Origin of the sequence: Nostoc sp. (assembly GCF_036917455.1) — a bacterium.
Taxonomy (GTDB): domain Bacteria; phylum Cyanobacteriota; class Cyanobacteriia; order Cyanobacteriales; family Nostocaceae; genus Nostoc.
The window spans coordinates 1-18,144 of sequence record NZ_JBALDK010000172.1; the positions used below are offsets into that span (position 1 = coordinate 1).

17 protein-coding genes and 2 pseudogenes are annotated in these 18,144 nt (G+C 42.7%); 13 read left to right on the top strand and 6 right to left on the bottom strand.

Annotated features, from left to right (window positions below; all coding sequences use genetic code 11):
* Nucleotides 1-139 (bottom strand): annotated as a pseudogene (locus V7K42_RS18405) (IS701 family transposase); the annotation flags it as partial.
* A gap of 125 nt (nt 140-264) precedes the next feature.
* Between V7K42_RS18405 and V7K42_RS18410 the strand changes: the two are divergent.
* From V7K42_RS18410 to V7K42_RS18425, 4 genes and pseudogenes are all read left to right on the top strand, one after another.
* Nucleotides 265-390 (top strand): annotated as a pseudogene (locus V7K42_RS18410) (sensor histidine kinase); the annotation flags it as partial.
* 163 nt (nt 391-553) lie between these two features.
* The gene (locus tag V7K42_RS18415) at nt 554-1,282 is read left to right on the top strand and encodes a MotA/TolQ/ExbB proton channel family protein (RefSeq protein ID WP_334918537.1); all 729 of its coding nucleotides are present in this window, start codon (nt 554-556) and stop codon (nt 1,280-1,282) included.
* A gap of 45 nt (nt 1,283-1,327) precedes the next feature.
* The gene (locus V7K42_RS18420) at nt 1,328-2,008 is read left to right on the top strand and encodes an ExbD/TolR family protein (RefSeq protein ID WP_334918539.1); all 681 of its coding nucleotides are present in this window, start codon (nt 1,328-1,330) and stop codon (nt 2,006-2,008) included.
* 277 nt (nt 2,009-2,285) lie between these two features.
* The gene (locus V7K42_RS18425; protein ID WP_334918541.1) at nt 2,286-2,648 is read left to right on the top strand and encodes a phage holin family protein; all 363 of its coding nucleotides are present in this window, start codon (nt 2,286-2,288) and stop codon (nt 2,646-2,648) included.
* Nucleotides 2,649-2,716: 68 nt separating this feature from the next.
* Here the strand turns inward: V7K42_RS18425 and psb29 are convergent, their stop codons facing one another.
* Nucleotides 2,717-3,424 (bottom strand): photosystem II biogenesis protein Psp29, encoded by a 708-nt coding sequence (gene psb29, locus V7K42_RS18430; protein WP_334918543.1) that lies wholly within the window; start codon nt 3,422-3,424, stop codon nt 2,717-2,719.
* 204 nt (nt 3,425-3,628) lie between these two features.
* Here psb29 and V7K42_RS18435 point away from each other — a divergent pair, with 204 nt between their 5' ends.
* On the top strand, nt 3,629-4,234 hold the full coding sequence (locus tag V7K42_RS18435) for a chromophore lyase CpcT/CpeT (protein ID WP_334918545.1): 606 nt from the start codon (nt 3,629-3,631) through the stop codon (nt 4,232-4,234).
* 69 nt (nt 4,235-4,303) lie between these two features.
* Here V7K42_RS18435 and V7K42_RS18440 read toward each other — a convergent pair whose 3' ends face one another.
* The gene (locus tag V7K42_RS18440) at nt 4,304-4,672 is read right to left on the bottom strand and encodes an STAS domain-containing protein (protein WP_094328250.1); all 369 of its coding nucleotides are present in this window, start codon (nt 4,670-4,672) and stop codon (nt 4,304-4,306) included.
* A 225-nt stretch (nt 4,673-4,897) separates the two neighbouring features.
* Nucleotides 4,898-5,938: an oxygen-dependent coproporphyrinogen oxidase gene (gene hemF / locus V7K42_RS18445; RefSeq protein ID WP_334918547.1), complete on the bottom strand. Its 1,041-nt coding sequence runs from the start codon at nt 5,936-5,938 to the stop codon at nt 4,898-4,900.
* Nucleotides 5,939-6,247: 309 nt separating this feature from the next.
* On the opposite strand from hemF, the gene V7K42_RS18450 reads away from it, so the two are divergent.
* The 8 genes from V7K42_RS18450 to V7K42_RS18485 all read left to right on the top strand — a co-directional run bounded on the left by V7K42_RS18450 (nt 6,248) and on the right by V7K42_RS18485 (nt 16,268).
* Entirely contained in the window at nt 6,248-6,772 is a 525-nt protein-coding gene (locus V7K42_RS18450; protein ID WP_334918549.1) for an SRPBCC family protein, read from the top strand.
* A 521-nt stretch (nt 6,773-7,293) separates the two neighbouring features.
* On the top strand, nt 7,294-8,364 hold the full coding sequence (locus V7K42_RS18455; RefSeq protein WP_094339663.1) for an Mrp/NBP35 family ATP-binding protein: 1,071 nt from the start codon (nt 7,294-7,296) through the stop codon (nt 8,362-8,364).
* A 166-nt stretch (nt 8,365-8,530) separates the two neighbouring features.
* Nucleotides 8,531-9,844, top strand: a complete 1,314-nt coding sequence (gene rodA, locus V7K42_RS18460) for a rod shape-determining protein RodA (RefSeq protein WP_334918551.1) — start codon at nt 8,531-8,533, stop codon at nt 9,842-9,844.
* A gap of 97 nt (nt 9,845-9,941) precedes the next feature.
* Nucleotides 9,942-10,139, top strand: coding sequence for an NAD(P)H dehydrogenase subunit NdhS (locus V7K42_RS18465; protein ID WP_012411449.1), 198 nt, complete (start codon nt 9,942-9,944; stop codon nt 10,137-10,139).
* A 167-nt stretch (nt 10,140-10,306) separates the two neighbouring features.
* Nucleotides 10,307-10,963, top strand: coding sequence for an HAS-barrel domain-containing protein (locus V7K42_RS18470; RefSeq protein WP_334918553.1), 657 nt, complete (start codon nt 10,307-10,309; stop codon nt 10,961-10,963).
* A 150-nt stretch (nt 10,964-11,113) separates the two neighbouring features.
* Entirely contained in the window at nt 11,114-13,252 is a 2,139-nt protein-coding gene (locus V7K42_RS18475) for a cation:proton antiporter domain-containing protein (protein WP_334918555.1), read from the top strand.
* A gap of 523 nt (nt 13,253-13,775) precedes the next feature.
* Nucleotides 13,776-14,726, top strand: a complete 951-nt coding sequence (locus V7K42_RS18480) for a UDP-glucuronic acid decarboxylase family protein (RefSeq protein WP_334918557.1) — start codon at nt 13,776-13,778, stop codon at nt 14,724-14,726.
* A 150-nt stretch (nt 14,727-14,876) separates the two neighbouring features.
* Nucleotides 14,877-16,268 (top strand): UDP-glucose dehydrogenase family protein, encoded by a 1,392-nt coding sequence (locus tag V7K42_RS18485; protein WP_334918559.1) that lies wholly within the window; start codon nt 14,877-14,879, stop codon nt 16,266-16,268.
* A 213-nt stretch (nt 16,269-16,481) separates the two neighbouring features.
* Here V7K42_RS18485 and V7K42_RS18490 read toward each other — a convergent pair whose 3' ends face one another.
* Nucleotides 16,482-17,276, bottom strand: coding sequence for an LmeA family phospholipid-binding protein (locus tag V7K42_RS18490; protein ID WP_334918561.1), 795 nt, complete (start codon nt 17,274-17,276; stop codon nt 16,482-16,484).
* A gap of 647 nt (nt 17,277-17,923) precedes the next feature.
* Nucleotides 17,924-18,052 carry a hypothetical protein gene (locus V7K42_RS18495; RefSeq protein WP_334918563.1) on the bottom strand — a complete coding sequence of 43 codons (129 nt, stop codon included), beginning with the start codon at nt 18,050-18,052 and terminating at the stop codon, nt 17,924-17,926.
* Between the last annotated feature and the right edge of the window lie 92 nt (nt 18,053-18,144).

Here is an 18,144-nt window from a genome sequence, read left to right on the forward strand (position 1 = left end):
TGTTGACACTATCATGTGACAAATCTTCCATGATATCTGCCAAACGTGTGCAGCCTGGATATTTTGATTCTGCCAGTAGAAACAGAGTATAAGTATTCAGATCACACTTGGCGGTCGATGGCTTGGTTGTCGCTCTGATTGCCCATATCCTCAATAGAGACAGTGTAAATTATCCGTCTTTCCAGTCCCCTGCTGACTAGCGATCGCCTATTCTTTTCCGATTTCCCCTACCGCATTTATTGTCTTTTTTGTCAATGCGTAAGTTCTGAAATGGTTCAAAGTGAAAAAATGTCTAGTCTAGGTCAACTGGTGGCAGATGTGGCACATGAAATCAACAACTCAATGAACTTTGTTCGTGACAATATTACCTACCTACAATTGCCTACCCAACACCAAGTTTGTCCAGCAGTCTAAGTCCTAGACTCCATGCTTAGAGTGTCTTTTTAGCTTTTCGATAAATTTATATTTTGGAAGTCCCTCATTTTGCATTAATCTCTAGAATTAAAATGCTTTAGCACATTTGCTCTAGTTATGCAGGGAGGAAACTTAAACAGTGGATATTTTAGATTTATTTTATAAGGGCGGGCCGGCGATGTGGCCTTTGCTTGTCCTATCGGTTCTGTCTTTTAGTGTGATTTTTGAGCGTCTGTGGTTCTGGCTGCGAATTTTGACTCAGGAAAAGCAAATAGTCGATCGCATTCTGGATGCTGCTCAGGATAATTGGCAAGCAGCTGCGGACATTGCCAAACAAGCAAGTCATCAACCTATCGGACGTTTTCTCTATGCCCCCTTACGTTTTCCAAAAACTGATGTAGAAACCTTTCGACTCGCACTTGAGGCTACAGCAGAAGATGAATTGGCTGGAATGCGGCGGGGCGAAAAGCTTTTAGAAGCCGTAATTGCCCTCGCGCCATTGCTGGGATTGTTGGGCACGGTTTTGGGTTTAATCAGAGCTTTGCGAGCAATTCGGATTGGCGATTTGGGAACTGAATCGACAGCTGGGGTAACTACTGGTATTGGTGAATCCCTAATTGCTACGGCAACGGGGCTAATAGTTGCCATTATTAGTTTGGTATTTTACCGTCTCTTTCAAAGTTTTGTAGTTAACCAAATCAAAGTTTTTCGGAAGGCAGGCAATGAAATGGAATTACTCTACCGCCAATCCCCCCCTGATTTTAGTAATAGTACATCAGCAATTGTGCGGGAAAATTTCACTCCACCCCGTAAGCCAGGAAAGACTAGGTTGCCTGAACCTCCTGAACCACCTAATGCAGCTAATTAGTCCAGCAAGAATTCAACCCGAAAACTAGACGTTTAAATTGAGAAAATGAAAGTTAATCTACATACCCCAATTGAAGAAGTCCAAATTCAAATCATTCCTTTAATTGATGTTGTTTTTTGTATACTGACGTTTTTTTTATTAGCGGCATTACAATTTACGCGGCAACAGGCAATAAATGTTGATTTGCCCAAAGCCAGCCCTAGTATAGTATCTGGAATAGCATCACAGAGTGGAAGTTTGATTGTAACTATCGATGCCGTTGGCAATACTTACATAGAAAAACAGCCTGTAAAACGCGACGATTTGGGAGGGAGGTTAAAACAGTATCTCCAAGCAAATCCCAGTGCTGTTGTGGTGCTGAATGCTTCGCGGACAGCAACTTATAATGATGTGATTGAGACATTGGATTTATTACGGCAAGTAGGAGGCGATCGCGTTTCTTTGGGAATTATTCCCGGCCCATCTCAAATACCTACAAACTCACTTAACCAGCCTAATATTCCCTCTTTCCCAATCAATCCTGGTACAGGAACAGTTCCAGGCATCAATCCTGAAGGCAATCTTAGCCCTAAATTTCCTTTAGCACCTAATTCTGTACCCTTACCAGGTCTAAGTCAGCCTCCAACTGGACAAGGTATCAATCCTATCAATCCTGGTATTTCCAACCCACCAGCATCCAAAGTGCCTGTAGCACCCAAACAAACCCAACCTCCTCTGAAAAGATGAAATAGGAAGTATGGGGGATTGGGCAAAAAAGTCAGAGAAGTAGTTCTTGCTAGGTACAAGGGGAAGAATTAAAAATTACTTTTTTCCCTTCTGCCCCCTGCTTCTTCCTTATTCCCTCTGAAGCTTTTTCTCAATCCTAAAGATATCTAAAACAAAATTCGGTTAGCGAGCAAACTTCTGCTAATTTACAAATAATTGGTTGAGCTTTAAAGATTTTTACACCGATAAACTGAAGTAATTTATCACCAATTGCCATTCACGTTTCAGGGATTGTGGCATGAATATCGTTACGCTTTTAATTGTTTGGCTAGTAACAGCTATCAGCCTGTTGATAATTAGTAAATTACCTTTAGGAGTTGAAATTGATACTCCTGGTAAAGCCTTTCTTTCTGCCGCAGTGCTTGGTATCGTGACGGCAATAGTCAGACCGATTTTAAGCCTCATTTTTGCAGTCCCCAATTTACTCACATTGGACTTACTATCCAGCATTTTCACATTTATGATTGCCGTAGTTTGTTTTAGTATTGCTGCTTGGTTAGTAGAGGGCTTTCGCTTACGTTATGGGATTTGGAGTGCTGTTGTTGGGGCATTTACCCTGACTATAATTAACAGCTTAATCTACAAATTATTGGGTGTTTAAAATTAAGAGTGACGAGTTAGGAGTGAGGAGTTATTAACAACTCATCACTCCTAACTAACATCTCCTAACTATTCGTTGGAACTTGGGGGAGCAACGGGGGTAGCTGATTGTTGTTTACGTTGTTCGCGTTTTTTGCGATCGGCTGAGAGCATATCTGCCATCACCACTAAGGCTTGCGCCATCTTGTCTAGGTTAGAACGGTATAACTCCAAATCCTTGTTGAGTTTGTCATCAGATACGTGCAAGCCAGCCGCGATCGCTTTTAGCGCCTCAGTTAGTTGCTTTTCGTCTTTGACTAATTCGGGATCTGACTGTTCCAATAACGAAAATACACCAATTGCGAACAAACGGCTGTATTTAAAGTTAGGATTGTTGGCGATCGCTTGCAATTGTGCTTGCAAGTCAGCATCTCGATCTAAGTAAGTAGTTTGGCCTAGCCACCCAATTAAATCTTTAACTGGCAAACCTTTAGCTACAGCTTGCAATCTTTCAGCATCCTGTCGATAATGTTGCGGATGTTGTTCTATAGCCCGACATAGGGCGTTAAAAATTGATTCTTGATCTCGTTCTGGTTGATAGCCTTGCATGAAGCGGTCAAAAGTAGTGACGACACCCAAGGCATAAATTGGATTGTAGCTAAAATCGATATTTACTGACAGTAGATGCATTTCTACCATCAATTCTTCTACCACACGACGATAAATAGTGTTAATCGGACGGGTGTGCAGATTATAAAAAGTTCGTTTTGTATCAGAGACAGTACGGACGTTATTCACAAAGAAAATGTTAAGGGCGACGTATCTTTATTTTCTCGCTTAAAGGCGACTTTGCCAAGTTTAGCTTTTGACTGGTGACGGTTTCATCTACAATATAAACAAATCAGAAACATTTTATAAGCTAGTGACCACAGGGAATAAGACCCTTTCCTCTAAAAAAACTAGCCATAAATTTTTATCCTTAATAATTTATTTATCGCATTTATGAACTTCTCGCCACAGTTAATTGCTTTAGGTGAGTACCTAGCTGGTGAATTTGATAATCGGGAACAAGCCATCGAGGAACCAGTTTGGTATGTCCATCTCCGAATGTGGCAAAGACCAGTGAATTTGTTCACAGAAGATAGTATTACCCTGTTTGCCGAACAAGCTAACGCGATTAATCTAGATAAACCTTACCGCCAGCGAATTATGCGGTTGCGCCAGGGTGGTAATTCTGACACATCTCTGGAAGTACAATACTACATGCCTCAAGACCCAGATGCATTAAAAGGTGCAGGCAATAACCCTGCTCTTCTGAACACACTGACACCCGAACAATTAGATTTACTACCAGGTTGTATCCTAACAGTAGCTCAGGAAACACTAGCTGGCGATCGCTATAAGTTCACCGCTACCCCACAACCAGAGAGTTGTTGCAGCTTTACCTATCTTGGCAATAGCGCCTATGTTTCCTTGGGGTTTGAAACTACTGGGGCAGAATTTCACAGCTATGACAAAGGAATCGATCCAGCAACTGGAAAAGCAACTTGGGGAGCGATTATGGGCCCTTATCGCTACACCAAGCGAAACCAGTATCTGATAAGATGAGCTTATGTTTTATAAGTTACGAGTTATGAAGTTTCACTTAACTCCTCACTCTTAACTTCTAACCCTTTTTTAGCTAGCGATGCTACGAGGTACGCCTTCTAAAGCTTCCTCTTCTGTTTCAAAGATTTCAAAGACAGTATCCATCATTGTCACTTCAAACACGAGTTTGGCTTCTGGATGTACATTGCAAATGCGGAAACTGCCCTTGACTTTATCAGCATCGCGCATCCCTGCTACCAAAGACGTTAGACCAGAACTATCAATAAAATTTACCTGAGCCAGATTTACAACTACATGGCGACTGAGTTTGGAAATACACTCTTGTAACTTCAGGCGAAATTGCCAAGCAGTGGTAATGTCTAGACGACCTGCTGGTGTCAGGACAATAACTGTGTTTCCGTCTTGGGTTGTATAAGTTTTTTGGTCTATCTGAATCACTAAAGCCCTCCCCGTGGCATTCCTTTTAAGATTAGCTAGTTACACAGAATTGTCTAATGCTGTCACTTGAGATTAACAAGCCATCGCTAAAATTGTCACCTATTTCTGCTAAGTGCTTAACTTTAGTAGTTTAACTCACTAAAACAGTACTGAGTAGCAATTAAAAATGGGGGAGTGGGGAGTGAGGGAGGTAGGGAAGAACTCCTAACTCCTAACTCAGCACTATTAACTGGGTGTCCAGTTGATCCAATCTTGAGGCTTGAGAAAAGTTTCATACAACTCGGCTTCGGGGGTATTGGGTTCCGGTTGATAGCCATATTCCCAGCGCACTAAGGGCGGTAGGGACATGAGAATTGATTCGGTACGTCCGTTAGTTTGCAGACCAAAAATAGTCCCTCGGTCATAAACCAAGTTAAATTCTACATACCGTCCCCGGCGGTAGAGTTGAAAATTCCGTTGGCGATCGCCATACTCTATCCCATGTCGCCGTTCTACAATGGGTACATAGGCTGGTAAAAATGCTCTGCCACAGTCTTGGACAAAGGCAAACAAATCTTCCCAATTGCGGGTTTCTGAGGTTCCCACTTGATTGCTATGCATAGCCGCGTCTCCATTGGGATTTGGCCCGCGATATAAAGCACCTTGACCATCTTGGTAATCAAAAAATAGACCACCTACACCTCGTGTCTCATCACGATGCTTAAGGTAGAAATATTCATCGCACCAGGGCTTAAACACCGAGTAATAGTCTGGGTGGTGTTTGTCACAAGCCTGTTTTAATGTTTTGTGTAGATGTGCCGCATCTTCAGCAAAAGGGTAATAAGGTGTCAAGTCAAGACCACCACCAAACCACCAAACTGGCCCCGCTTCAAAGTAGCGATAATTTAAATGAACTGTGGGCACGTAAGGATTATGTGGGTGTAACACCATTGAAGTTCCCGTGGCATAAAAGCCATGTCCTGCGGCTTCAGGGCGTTGAGCTAAAATTGAGGCTGGCAAATGGGAACCCCAAACTTCAGAAAAATTAACACCTGCTTGTTCAAATATTGCACCTTCTCGCAGCACGCGCGATCGCCCTCCACCCCCTTCAGGACGTTCCCAACTATCTTCATGAAACTTAGTCACACCATCTAGTTTTGCCAATGATTCGGTAATTTCGTCTTGCAGTTGTTTCATAAACTGACTGACTCTAGTCTGAGCATCAGGTGCTGGCAAGGACTTGGATGATTCTGCTGCTAGAGTTGGTGTTTGCGAGTTGGTCAACATAGATTCCCAAACCTAAATTACAATTTCCAGAAAGCCACAAATTTCTTATCTTAAAATTTGGGGGAAACACGCGCCAACAATCAAGCTCTATTTGCCCAACCCGCTTTTTTCTTACTAGGTTAAGCATTTATACGATTGATAGGCATCACTAGAGTTATTTTCCCTCAAATGCGTATAGGCTTGTATATTGACTGAGTTTTTTTTGTTAATTTTTACTATTTCGCTCATTTGACATTCCAAGAACTGAGCGTAGTTGCCCACAATACCAGAGTTACCAGAAAGTGTCTAGAGAGGGGGAGGATTAGGAAAATGCAAGATTGGTTATCCAAATTCATCCACCGCAAACGTCGTCGGTTTTGCGCTTCTCTGGTGCGGACGTATCGAGAGATAAGTTCTGCTTCTGTAGATGAATTGTGGCAAAAAGTCGCTGACTTCACAGATGTTTCCTGGCATCCACTACTTAAGAGTACTAATGTACCCTATGGATTAGTACCCAAACCGGGATTAATTTTTCACGCAGTAACGCGCTTTTCGCCGATTCCCATCCGTATTTTTGTGGAGCGCGTCAATCCTAGAGAGATGCTGAGTATCCGAGTGCTGGCGATTCCTGGGATAGAGGAACGGATAACTTATCAAGTAGAATCAACAGTTTGTGGTACTTGTTTGTCTTATTCTGTAACACTACGCGGATGGTTATCGCCCTTAATTTGGTCTTTATCCCGTCCTTATGTAGACCGCGTAGCACGGTCTTTAATCGAGGCAGTCGAAAAAACGGCATTGCCAACGGTATCTAGTAAGAAAAAATCCATTAATGACAGTTGTTTTGATTTTTAGGCAAGGGAGACAAGGGGGACAAGGAGAATAACCCCTATATCCAAATGGCACTAAGTTAAGCTGAAGAGTATGCAGCACAAGTATTGCAGAGGTCCGGGTGCAAGGGTGCAGAGGGGAATTTCTAAATATCCGAACGCAATACCTAAAACTTCTTCTTTCTCCTCTGCTCCTCTGCTCCCCTGCTCCTCTGCTCCCAAAAGCCTCAACGATTTTCCCTTTACAAGCGTGCCATTCCCCTATATCCCAATACTTCTCTAGGAGATACTACGCCCTAAGCGAAGCTATGCCGCAGGCTTTACGGCTTCTCTAAGAGACGCTCTTCGCGTTTGCTCAGTACAAGTAAGTGTCCAATGCCCAATTCCCAATGCCCAAAGAAAGTTAAGATTCTATATAGGTAATAATGCCATTTACTAAATTTTATTACGGCATTGACAGTGAAACCACTAAGCTGACCTTACTTAAGAAAGTATCCAGTTGATAACTAAGTTCGCCGCAAGTGTATTTATTCATTTTGAATTTTTATGTACGATGTCCTCGATTCTCGCTCTGTCTTAGAAATTTTGCGACCAGTGGAAGATCCAGAACTCCGTAAAAGTCTGGTTGAACTGAATATGATTCGTAACGTCAAAATTGACGATGGTAAGGTTAGTTTCACTTTGGTGTTGACCACTCCTGCTTGTCCTTTACGTGAATTTATCGTTGAAGACTGTCAGAAAGCTGTCAAAAAGCTACCAGGTGTTACAGATGTCAGTATAGAAGTAACCGCAGAAACACCGCAACAAAAAAGTTTGCCAGACCGCACTGGCATTTCTGGTGTCAAAAATATTATTGCTGTTTCCAGTGGTAAAGGTGGCGTTGGTAAAAGTACGGTGGCGGTAAATGTTGCAGTGGCTCTAGCTCAAACTGGGGCAAAAGTCGGTTTGTTAGATGCTGATATTTACGGCCCCAACGACCCTACCATGCTGGGACTAGCTGATGCCCAAATTACTGTGCGTTCTACTGAAACAGGTGACATCCTGGAACCTGCTTTTAATCACGGTGTAAAATTAGTTTCAATGGGCTTTTTGATTGACCGAGATCAACCAGTAATTTGGCGGGGGCCTATGCTCAATGGTGTAATTCGCCAGTTTCTCTATCAAGTGCAATGGGGAGAATTAGATTATTTAATTGTAGATATGCCACCGGGAACGGGAGATGCTCAGTTAACTTTGACTCAAGCAGTGCCAATGGCAGGGGCGGTAATTGTCACCACGCCGCAGAATGTAGCTCTGTTAGATTCTCGCAAGGGATTGCGGATGTTCCAGCAGATGAATGTCCCGGTATTGGGAATTGTGGAAAATATGAGCTATTTTATCCCCCCCGACCAACCTGATAAGCAATATGACATCTTTGGTTCTGGTGGTGGCTCTAAAACAGCCACCGAATTAGGAGTGCCACTGTTGGGGTGCGTACCATTAGAAATTTCCACAAGAGTTGGTGGTGACAGTGGTGTGCCCATAGTTGTTGGCGATCCAGATTCAGCTTCGGCAAAAGCATTAACCGCGATCGCTCTTACCATTGCTGGTAAAGTATCAGTTGCTGCCCTGACATAATTATAAATTTTAATTTCTATCTACTTCCTGGGCTATAGCTTGGGAATACTAAAGATTGGGTATTAGGGAGTGGGGAAGTAGGGGAAGGATAACTGTTGATTTTTTCCCAATTCCCAATTCCCAATCCCCAATCCCAACAATTAAAGCTAACGTCTAAATTGACACAATGTTGTTAAAACGATCGCTCCCCAAAATTCGCTGGAAGTCTTGGGTTAAGCCCTGGCAGCATGTAGATTGGCTCCTATTTTGTTTGCCAGTTGCTATTAGTATCTTTGGTGGCACCATGATTCTCAGTACAGAACTGAAGCAGCCAGTAACGGACTGGTGGTGGCACTGGATGGTCGCTGGTATCGGCGTGCTTATAGCCCTATTTTTATCTCGCATCCGTTACGAACTCTTGATGCAGTGGCACTGGGTAACATACTCACTAACGAATTTCAGCTTAATTGCTGTGATGATTGCTGGTACTAGTGCTAAAGGGGCACAAAGGTGGATTAGTATCGCCGGATTTAACGTACAACCCTCAGAATTTGCCAAAATCGGCATGATTATCACCTTAGCGGCTTTGCTACACAGGCAGACTGCTTCTAGCCTCGAAGGTGTTTTCCGCGTTCTGGCAATCACTGCCATCCCTTGGGGATTAGTATTTTTGCAGCCAGATTTAGCAACATCACTGGTATTTGGTGCGATCGTCTTAGGAATGCTTTACTGGGCAAATGCTAACCCAGGCTGGTTAATTCTGATGATTTCTCCTGTGGTTGCTGCCATTTTGTTTAGTATATCTTGGCCTTTCTCAGAGCCAATAGTTTTATTCAAAGAACTATCTTTTGGCCCATTAGGGCTAATTTGGTCTGCTGCGATGGCTATTGTGGGTTGGCAAACTCTGCCCTGGCGGAGATTTGGTTTTGGTGCTATCAGTGCGTGGACTCTTAATATATTCGGTGGCGAATTAGGAGTCTTCGCTTGGAACCATATTTTAAAACCATACCAAAAAGATCGGCTAACTGTATTCATGGATCCCGATCACGATCCACTTGGTGCTGGATATCACTTAATCCAATCTCGTATTGCCATTGGTGCTGGTGAAATTTGGGGATGGGGTTTGTTCAAGGGGCCAATGACACAACTAAATTTCGTACCTGAACAGCATACAGACTTTATTTTCTCCGCAGTGGGGGAAGAATTCGGTTTTGTTGGTTGTTTATTAGTGCTGTTTGTCTTCGGCTTAATTTGCCTCCGTCTACTGCATGTCGCCCAAACCGCCAAAGACAACTTTGGTTCTTTGTTGGCTATTGGCGTTTTATCCATGATCGTGTTTCAAGTGATTGTGAACGTTGGCATGACTGTAGGTTTAGCGCCTGTGGCCGGAATTCCCCTACCCTGGATGAGTTATGGGCGTTCTGCTATGCTGACTAACTTCATTTCCTTGGGAATCGTAGAATCGGTAGCAAATTTTCGCCAAAAGCAGAAGTATTATTGATTCGTCACTAGTCATTTGTCCAAAGTCCAATTGCTAAATGACCAATGACTATTAAGAAGTATTAAGCTATTAAAAGGAAACAAGCAAGGCTAAAAACATGATTCTGCCTGGAGCAACTGTTCGCGTCAAAAATCCCGCAGATACCTACTATCGCTACGAAGGACTCGTGCAACGACTGACTGATGGCAAAGTAGCCGTATTATTTGAAGGTGGTAACTGGGATAAATTAGTTACTTTTCGCCTGAGTGAATTGGAACTCGTAGAGACCATAGCCGGACGGAAAAAAGCCAAATAGGATTAGTCATTATTCATTAGTCATTTGTCTTTTGGCAAATAACTAATGACTAATGACTAATGACCCTTACGGGTAATGCCTCCGGCACGCCAAGGGCGAACGCCAGTCACTCATGGGGGGAACCTCAAGACCGCGCTGGCTTACCAATGATTAATGACTAAATTACCATGCGCCTCCCATTACCACAGTTTGCCACTGGCGATCGCCATCCTAACCACATTGCGGAGGTTATTGAGACTACTAGTACAGAATTTTTAGCTCAGTGTCTAGAGCCAGAAGATTTGAGCTTTCCCTCCATGCCACCCTTTGGTAGTTGGGTTTGTTCTGTGGATGAAGAATCTGGTAATCAAGTTTATGGAATAGTATATTATGCTACGACTGCGCCCATAGATTCAGTCCACAGAGCTAGGGCGTTGGGGTTGTCATTGCAAGACTTACGGGAGGAACAACCACAGATATTTGCCATGCTGAGAACAGAATTTCGAGCTGCGATCGTGGGATTTGAGGAGTCTTCTCAGAATCGAGGTTATAACCAAAGAATATATCAATATCTACCACCCCGTCCCCCGCAAATTCATCAAGCTGTTTATCGGTGTGAACCAGAAGCGATCATTAAATTTACTGAAGAACTAGATTTTTTGCGGACACTACTTTGTATTAACGGTGCGCCAGTCGAGTCTTTAACCGCAGCTGCCATTCGAGATGTATACCAGTTACGCAAAGCTGACCGAGAATGGCTCATTAAAGCTGGACGTAATCTAAGCGTGCTACTTAAAGATGACTATGATCGCTTGCGGTTTATTTTAAGTCAAATCCATCCGTAGGTAGTTAGTTCTTGGACAATTGCCTGGTTAGTGTAAGTTATTAATATTTTTATTTATTTTTCGTCAGGTGGCTTCTGCATTGATTTATATCATCAGGCGATCGCCCCCAAGGTAATCGCAATTTTACCATAGCTCCTTTAATTCCTACCTATGGAACTCATATCACAAGTTCTTGTTCTGGAACCAACTTCCCAAGTTCTTGGCAAGGAACCAATTGTTCCTTTTGCTATTTTGCTGGTGGTTATTTTAGTTATACCCATCATGTTTGAGCGGCTAAGATTACCAGGATTAGTGGGTTTGGTTTTCTCAGGGCTAGTGCTTGGTCCTTCTGGCTGGAATTTATTTCAATCTGACTCGCCGATGATTAACCTGCTATCAGACATTGGGTTAATTTATTTGCTGTTTGTCGCAGGACTAGAAGTCGATCTAGAAAAATTTCGCCGGCAAAAAAGTCGTGCCTTTGGATTTGCTAGCCTGACTTTTAGTGTCCCCCTAGTGATGGGAACCTTAGTTGGGCTGATTTTAGACTATAGCTGGAATACTTCTATATTAATTGGCTCTTTATTCGCTTCCTATACCCTTTTGGCATATCCGATAATCAGCCGTTTGGGAGTGGTAAACAACGAAGCTATTACTGTAACTATTGGAGCTAAGATTTTTACAGATGTTGGCTCAGTGTTAATCTTAGCCGTTTGTGTAAGTGTTGCTCATGCTGGAGCATTCAGCTTTGCTAAACTACTTACCTTGTCGGGTTGGTTAATTATTTACTCTGTTGCTGTTGTTACAGGTTTTGATTGGGCTGGTAAGGAGTTTTTCAAGCGGTCTGGAGATGACGAAGGAAACAAGTTTTTATTTGTGTTGCTTTCTGTGTTTCTGGCAGCAGTGGGCGCTCAATTAATTGGGATAGAAAAAATTGTTGGTGCTTTTTTAGCGGGTTTGGCGGTAAATGAAGCGGTGGGTGAAGGCCCAGTCAAAGAAAAGGTGGTATTTATTGGAAGTGTGCTGTTTATTCCTATTTTCTTTGTTTACCTTGGCTTACTGATCGATTTACCCACCTTTGCTAACAACCTGGACACGCTCAAGTTAACGCTGTTGATGATAGTCGGTTTGATTGTCAGTAAATTGATCGCAGCTTTGTTGACAAAACTAGTTTACGGCTACAAGTGGCAAGAAACGCTAACCATCTGGTCGCTATCACTTCCCCAAGTTGGTACAACTTTAGCAGCTACCTTAGTGGGATATCAGGCTGGATTGCTGCCACTAGAAGTATTACACAGTGTGATTGTCTTAATGGTTGTCACATCAACCTTGGGGCCGTTGATAACCAGTCGAATCGCTGTTGGTTTGAATTCCTTACCAGGCGAAGATTTGGTACCATCTCTACCTGACCAGAATGCACCAGAGATAGGTAGTGCCTTTACTATAGTCGTACCTGTCTATAATCCTCATACCGAACAGCATTTGATTGAAATGGCGGCCTTATTAGCGCGTCAATCTCAGGGAAAAATTATACCGCTTGCGATCGCTACTGCTGCTGCTCACATGGATGCACCACAGTTAGAAGCGTCTCTACAACGCAGTGAACAGTTATTGACCAAAGCCACGGCACACAGTCGAATATTAGGCGTGGCCGCAGAACCAATGCTGCGAATTGATGATGCCTTTGCTCAAGGAATTAGCCGGGCCGCCCGCGAACAAAAGGCTAATTTAATTGTCATGGGTTGGGGAAAACGGACTGGATTACGAGCGCGTTTGTTTGGGAATGTGATTGATGGTGTGCTTTGGGCATCCCATTGTCCAGTCGCAGTGACACGTCTAGTAGAATCACCGAAAAAAATTCAGCGCATCTTAGTACCAGTAGAAAATTTAACAGCACCGACATTACAGCCTGTACAATTTGCCCAAATGCTGGCAGAGGCAAATCAGAGTCACATTACTGTGCTAAATGTGTGCGATCGCCGCACCAGTTCCAGTAAAATTGCCTGGAGGCGATCGCATCTCTCCCTAATGGTATCTAATTTAGCTTTGGCTAATGCCCCAGAAATTCAAATTATCGCTCATGAAAATGTTGCCCAAGCAATTTTGCAGGCTGCACGATTATACGATCTAGTCGTTTTACCTTTTATCCGCAATCGTACCAGTCCTGGAGGATTAGCTATTAGCGATGTTACAACCCAATTAGCGAGACAACTCACCTGCTCCATTGTCATACTTGGAGAACCGCAGCGCGCTCAAAGCACAAATCTAGTGATGTCTAACACAGTTACTAGCATTACATCTGCTGTATGATGTGGGGCAGATTTTAGTATATCTGAGTGAACTGGGGCTGGCAATCCGCATTTACAAAAAGCTTTGTAACAAATGAATAGACCGTAGGAATAAGCTGTCGCGCTTATAAGTTACCTCATAATCTTTTAGGTAAAACTTGTAAACTCTCTCCTCTGCTCCCCTGCTGTCTCAATGTGCAAATTAAAAACACAACAGCTTATACAGATATCCCTAGAGTCGATTCTCTGCTGCTTCCAGGTGAGAACACCAGTAACCATAAAAACATTTTATATTATTGAAGATTTGATGAACTTTGAGTCGAAGACTGACAATATTGATACTAAGTTTGTTATTTTGCTAGTTAAATTGTTAAAGAAGCAGGTAAAAACATTACAAAGTTATAACTGGAGAAAAATAAGTAAATTCAACAATACTTTTTGATTAAACTTGTTCTTTTTTCAGTTCTGTATTTTTGTCCCCAAGCTGGGTAATCTAAAAGTAAGTGCAATAGCTACTGAAAATATTTGTAAGTAACTGGGAAACTATGAGAATTTTGGTGACGGGCGGTGCTGGGTTTATTGGTTCCCATCTCATCGACCGGTTAATGAATGATGGGCATGAATTAATATGCTTGGATAACTTTTACACTGGTCATAAACGTAACATCCTTAAATGGTTAGGTCATCCGTACTTTGAACTGATTCGCCACGATATTACCGAACCAATTCGGTTAGAAGTGGATCAAATTTATCATTTAGCTTGTCCTGCTTCACCAGTACATTACCAGTACAACCCAGTTAAAACCGTTAAGACTAACGTCATGGGAACCCTAAATATGTTGGGGCTAGCTAAACGTGTGAAAGCTAGGTTTTTCTTGGCTTCAACTAGTGAAGTATACGGAGATCCTGAAGTTCATCCCCAAGTTGAAGAGTATAGAGGTAGCGTCAATCCCATCGGGATTCGTTCATGCTACGACGAAGGTAAAAGAATTGCTGAGACTTTAGCATTTGATTACTACAGACAAAATAAAGTTGATATTCGAGTTGTTCGGATATTTAACACCTATGGCCCAAGAATGTTAGAAAATGATGGTCGGGTGGTGAGCAACTTTATAGTTCAAGCCTTGCGGGGTAATCCTTTAACCGTGTACGGGGATGGTTCGCAAACTCGTAGTTTTTGCTACGTTTCTGATTTGGTAGAAGGATTCATCCGCCTGATGAATAGCGACTATATTGGCCCAGTCAATTTGGGCAATCCTGGTGAATACACGATTTTACAATTGGCCGAAGCTGTGCAAAATATGATCAACCCGGATGCACAGATTAAATTTGAGGCATTACCTTCGGACGATCCCCGCCGTCGCCAGCCTGATATCAGCAAGGCAAAAACTTGGTTAAATTGGGAACCTACCATTCCTCTGCAAGAGGGGTTAAAACTGACAATAGAAGATTTCCGCGATCGCATTCAAGGCGATGGCAATAATTCAATCAACTAAGTAGCGTCTAACATCGCTCTGAATTTTCATGCAAGCTCACCCGCTCGGTAGCTGGTATGCTTAGTGGCTGAGTTTACTAACAGTCTGTTAAGTGTCTTATTGATAACTTCTTTTTGAACACTACACCCAAAAAAGTTAGGGAGTTAAAGAATGCGTGTTTGCGTTATTGGTACTGGTTACGTCGGTTTAGTTACAGGTGCTTGCTTGGCTCACATTGGCCATGATGTAATTTGCGTAGACAACAACGAAGAAAAAGTTAAGTTAATGAAGTCTGGACAGTCCCCAATTTTTGAGCCGGGACTCTCAGAAATTATGCAGTCTGCCATTCAAACCGAGAAGATTCATTTTACAAGCGATCTTGCTGCTGGAGTTTCCCACGGAGAAATCCTGTTTATTGCTGTGGGAACGCCACCTTTACCCACTGGTGAAAGTGATACTCGTTACGTCGAAGCTGTAGCCCGTGGGATTGGAGAAAATCTCAACGGTGGTTATAAGGTGATAGTGAATAAATCTACAGTCCCCATTGGCTCAGGTGACTGGGTGCGGATGCTTGTTCTAGATGGTGTTGCAGAGCGGCAAAAAGCACTTGTACCAGCAGGTGGAGTGCCGAGTGATGAAAAATTACCTGAGTTTGCAGCCGAGTTTGATGTAGTAAGCAATCCAGAATTTTTGCGCGAAGGTTCAGCAGTTCACGACACCTTCAACCCCGATCGCATTGTACTAGGAGGCAATAGTCAAAGAGCAATAGCCTTGATGCAACAACTGTATGCCCCAATTGTAGAACGTAAGTACGCTGTCGATCAATCTTTACCCCCAGTGCCAATTCTGGCAACAGACCTGAGTTCGGCGGAGATGATTAAATATGCCGCGAATGCCTTTTTAGCTACCAAGATTAGTTTTATTAACGAAGTTGCTAATATTTGCGATCGCGTTGGTGCTGATGTCACCCAAGTGGCCAAAGGCATCGGTCTAGACTCCCGCATTGGTAACAAGTTTTTACAAGCTGGTATCGGTTGGGGTGGTTCCTGCTTTCCCAAAGATGTCTCGGCTCTGATTCATACTGCTGATGACTATGGTTATGAAGCCCAATTACTAAAATCTGCCGTTAGTGTCAACGAACGCCAACGCTTGATTGCTCTAGAGAAACTCCAACAGGTTCTGAAAATTCTCAAAGGCAAAACAGTTGGACTACTCGGACTGACCTTCAAGCCAGATACCGACGACTTGCGCGATGCTCCAGCCCTGATTTTAATTGAGCAGCTAAATAGACTGGGAGCCAAAGTCAAAGCTTACGATCCCATTATTTCTCAAACAGGTATGCGTCATGGTCTTTCTGGTGTATTAGTAGAAACTGATGCCGAAAGACTAGCTGATGGCTGCGATGCTTTAGTACTTGTCACCGAATGGCAGCAGTTCAGCACTCTTGACTATGTGAAGATGGCAAAATTGATGGCCCACCCCGTTATCATCGATGGTCGTAACTTCCTCGACCCCGAAACACTCATCCGCGCTGGATTCCAATATGTAGGCGTGGGAAGATAGAAAGTAGAGACGCGATTAATCGCGTCTCTACAGGAGTTAGGAGTGATAAGTAAAAATTAATTACAACCTATAATCAATAACTCCTAACTCCCTTCAAAACTTAAATATTTAAATTACCGCCTAGATGATTCTAGGCGGTATTTAATTTATATAAAGCTTCATCCAAAGCTGTTCAGGAAAACTTTACTTTGAACTTTTGCGTTTTTTTTCTTATCAAGCGCTATTTGGAATACGTTCAATTTCAGCATATCCACTGAAAATAAGTTTTTGACCTTCAGTTTCTAATCGGTTGAGTCGCATTTTCACTCCATCAAGGTCAAAACGATCCAAATCAACCATATTATCTAAAATTTCTACCAGCGCTACACTTAAGGTTCGGGAAATTTCCCGTTGTTCTTCTGGTACTTGCTCAAGTTCGATTTTTGGATCTTTGAAAGAAACTCGCCGTCGCCTTTCAATGCCTATAGTTAGGGTCATGCTCAAGGGTACAAGTTCGCCATTATTTAAATCTGCTTTTGCTACAAGCTGCAACCGATTTTCTGGTAATAGCTGCACCTGAACCTCCGTAAAGGAAACTGGTTCACCGCCAGATAATGCTGTCAGGGATGGTACGGAGAGGTTTAGCAGGCGCTTTTTAACCAGTTCCGCATTAAAAGCTTGGTTGATGCCTGCTTCTGATAGGATTACTTGAGCGATCGCTTGAGTAGGTTGCTTAAGACTGAGTTTGCCCTTTAAAACCGAGCCGAAGTCAATGGCAACCGCATCGGTTTCAAAAGACATCTCCTCTACTGCGAAATCTTTCCGAATCACCAAGCCACGACCGGTCATTTTGAAGCTATCAATGCTGCCTTGCAACAGTTTGCTGGAGGGGTAGCAGCGCACAAAGACTTCTACTGACTCGCTCATGCTAAACAGGTGGCGAATCGTTTGGCTGGCGACTGTGTTGAGCATCCGCTCTCCCCAATCAGTGCCTTTAGGATCTTGTAAACCAGTAAGTCCGCCGAACATGTGGTTTTTAGTCTCTAGAATTTCTTTGTACTTTTGTAACAAACTGTGAAGAATACAGCAAGCGATCCCGTGATTAATTGTGCTGATGGGTAGAAGTTAGATAGCTGATGGTTGAAGAAGCAATGTATTATATGTTACTTTATTGCTTCGTTAGCATTAGAGCTTTTAGTGTCTTTGTATCTGGTGATAACTACAGTAACACTACCCATTCTTAAATTGAATTACGGATTAAAAATATTTTAAAGCATTTTGTTTAGGCATGATTTTCAGGACAAGAGTTTAGATTAAATTGTGATAAAAAGTGGTCAGCTATGTAGAAGTGAAAAATCCGATCGCACCATATCCATTAATCATGAAGCTATCAGGTAAGGGATTTCCAGGAAATAAATTATCCAAATGAACGAACTACAGAGGCGAAGCAGTGCGTTGGGCGGGCAATGCCCGACTTGAAGCAACTGCCGTGCAGAGAACACAGAGAGAAGATTTTTGTGTCAGTTTTGAGATATTTTTTTACTTGGAAGTCCCTAAATTACAGGTCGATATCTCGGTTAAGGAGTTGATATGGCAAACTCTCTTCAATCCTAGATTTGAGATTTACGAATCTATCTAATTCAATGCTGGATTTTTGTAGATTGAGAGAGGAACGTTTAAAAGAATAGCCAAATAATGAAACTTACTTGGGCGCGATCGCCCATTCTTGTTAAGAGTAGATAGCAAGTTTCTGTAACGACAGGCCAAGTTGTAATCAGAGGTTCGTTGAGATTGGCAAGTACCATTACAGCACTTGCGTCTGTTATGAGGTACAATAAATTAAAATATAAATACCTTTAAATGAAGTCATACTCTGTCGAGCTTCGAGAAAAGATAG

What these genes read in the sequence shown, in the direction of transcription:
- V7K42_RS18420 (WP_334918539.1), top strand. Translation starts at nt 1,328, where the DNA reads ATGAAAGTTAATCTACATACCCCAATTGAAGAAGTCCAAATTCAAATC.
- V7K42_RS18425 (WP_334918541.1), top strand. Translation starts at nt 2,286, where the DNA reads ATGAATATCGTTACGCTTTTAATTGTTTGGCTAGTAACAGCTATCAGC.
- V7K42_RS18435 (WP_334918545.1), top strand. Translation starts at nt 3,629, where the DNA reads ATGAACTTCTCGCCACAGTTAATTGCTTTAGGTGAGTACCTAGCTGGT.
- hemF (WP_334918547.1), bottom strand. Translation starts at nt 5,938, where the DNA reads ATGTTGACCAACTCGCAAACACCAACTCTAGCAGCAGAATCATCCAAG.
- V7K42_RS18450 (WP_334918549.1), top strand. Translation starts at nt 6,248, where the DNA reads ATGCAAGATTGGTTATCCAAATTCATCCACCGCAAACGTCGTCGGTTT.
- V7K42_RS18455 (WP_094339663.1), top strand. Translation starts at nt 7,294, where the DNA reads ATGTACGATGTCCTCGATTCTCGCTCTGTCTTAGAAATTTTGCGACCA.
- rodA (WP_334918551.1), top strand. Translation starts at nt 8,531, where the DNA reads ATGTTGTTAAAACGATCGCTCCCCAAAATTCGCTGGAAGTCTTGGGTT.
- V7K42_RS18465 (WP_012411449.1), top strand. Translation starts at nt 9,942, where the DNA reads ATGATTCTGCCTGGAGCAACTGTTCGCGTCAAAAATCCCGCAGATACC.
- V7K42_RS18470 (WP_334918553.1), top strand. Translation starts at nt 10,307, where the DNA reads ATGCGCCTCCCATTACCACAGTTTGCCACTGGCGATCGCCATCCTAAC.
- V7K42_RS18475 (WP_334918555.1), top strand. Translation starts at nt 11,114, where the DNA reads ATGGAACTCATATCACAAGTTCTTGTTCTGGAACCAACTTCCCAAGTT.
- V7K42_RS18480 (WP_334918557.1), top strand. Translation starts at nt 13,776, where the DNA reads ATGAGAATTTTGGTGACGGGCGGTGCTGGGTTTATTGGTTCCCATCTC.
- V7K42_RS18485 (WP_334918559.1), top strand. Translation starts at nt 14,877, where the DNA reads ATGCGTGTTTGCGTTATTGGTACTGGTTACGTCGGTTTAGTTACAGGT.
- V7K42_RS18490 (WP_334918561.1), bottom strand. Translation starts at nt 17,276, where the DNA reads ATGTTCGGCGGACTTACTGGTTTACAAGATCCTAAAGGCACTGATTGG.
- V7K42_RS18495 (WP_334918563.1), bottom strand. Translation starts at nt 18,052, where the DNA reads ATGGTACTTGCCAATCTCAACGAACCTCTGATTACAACTTGGCCTGTC.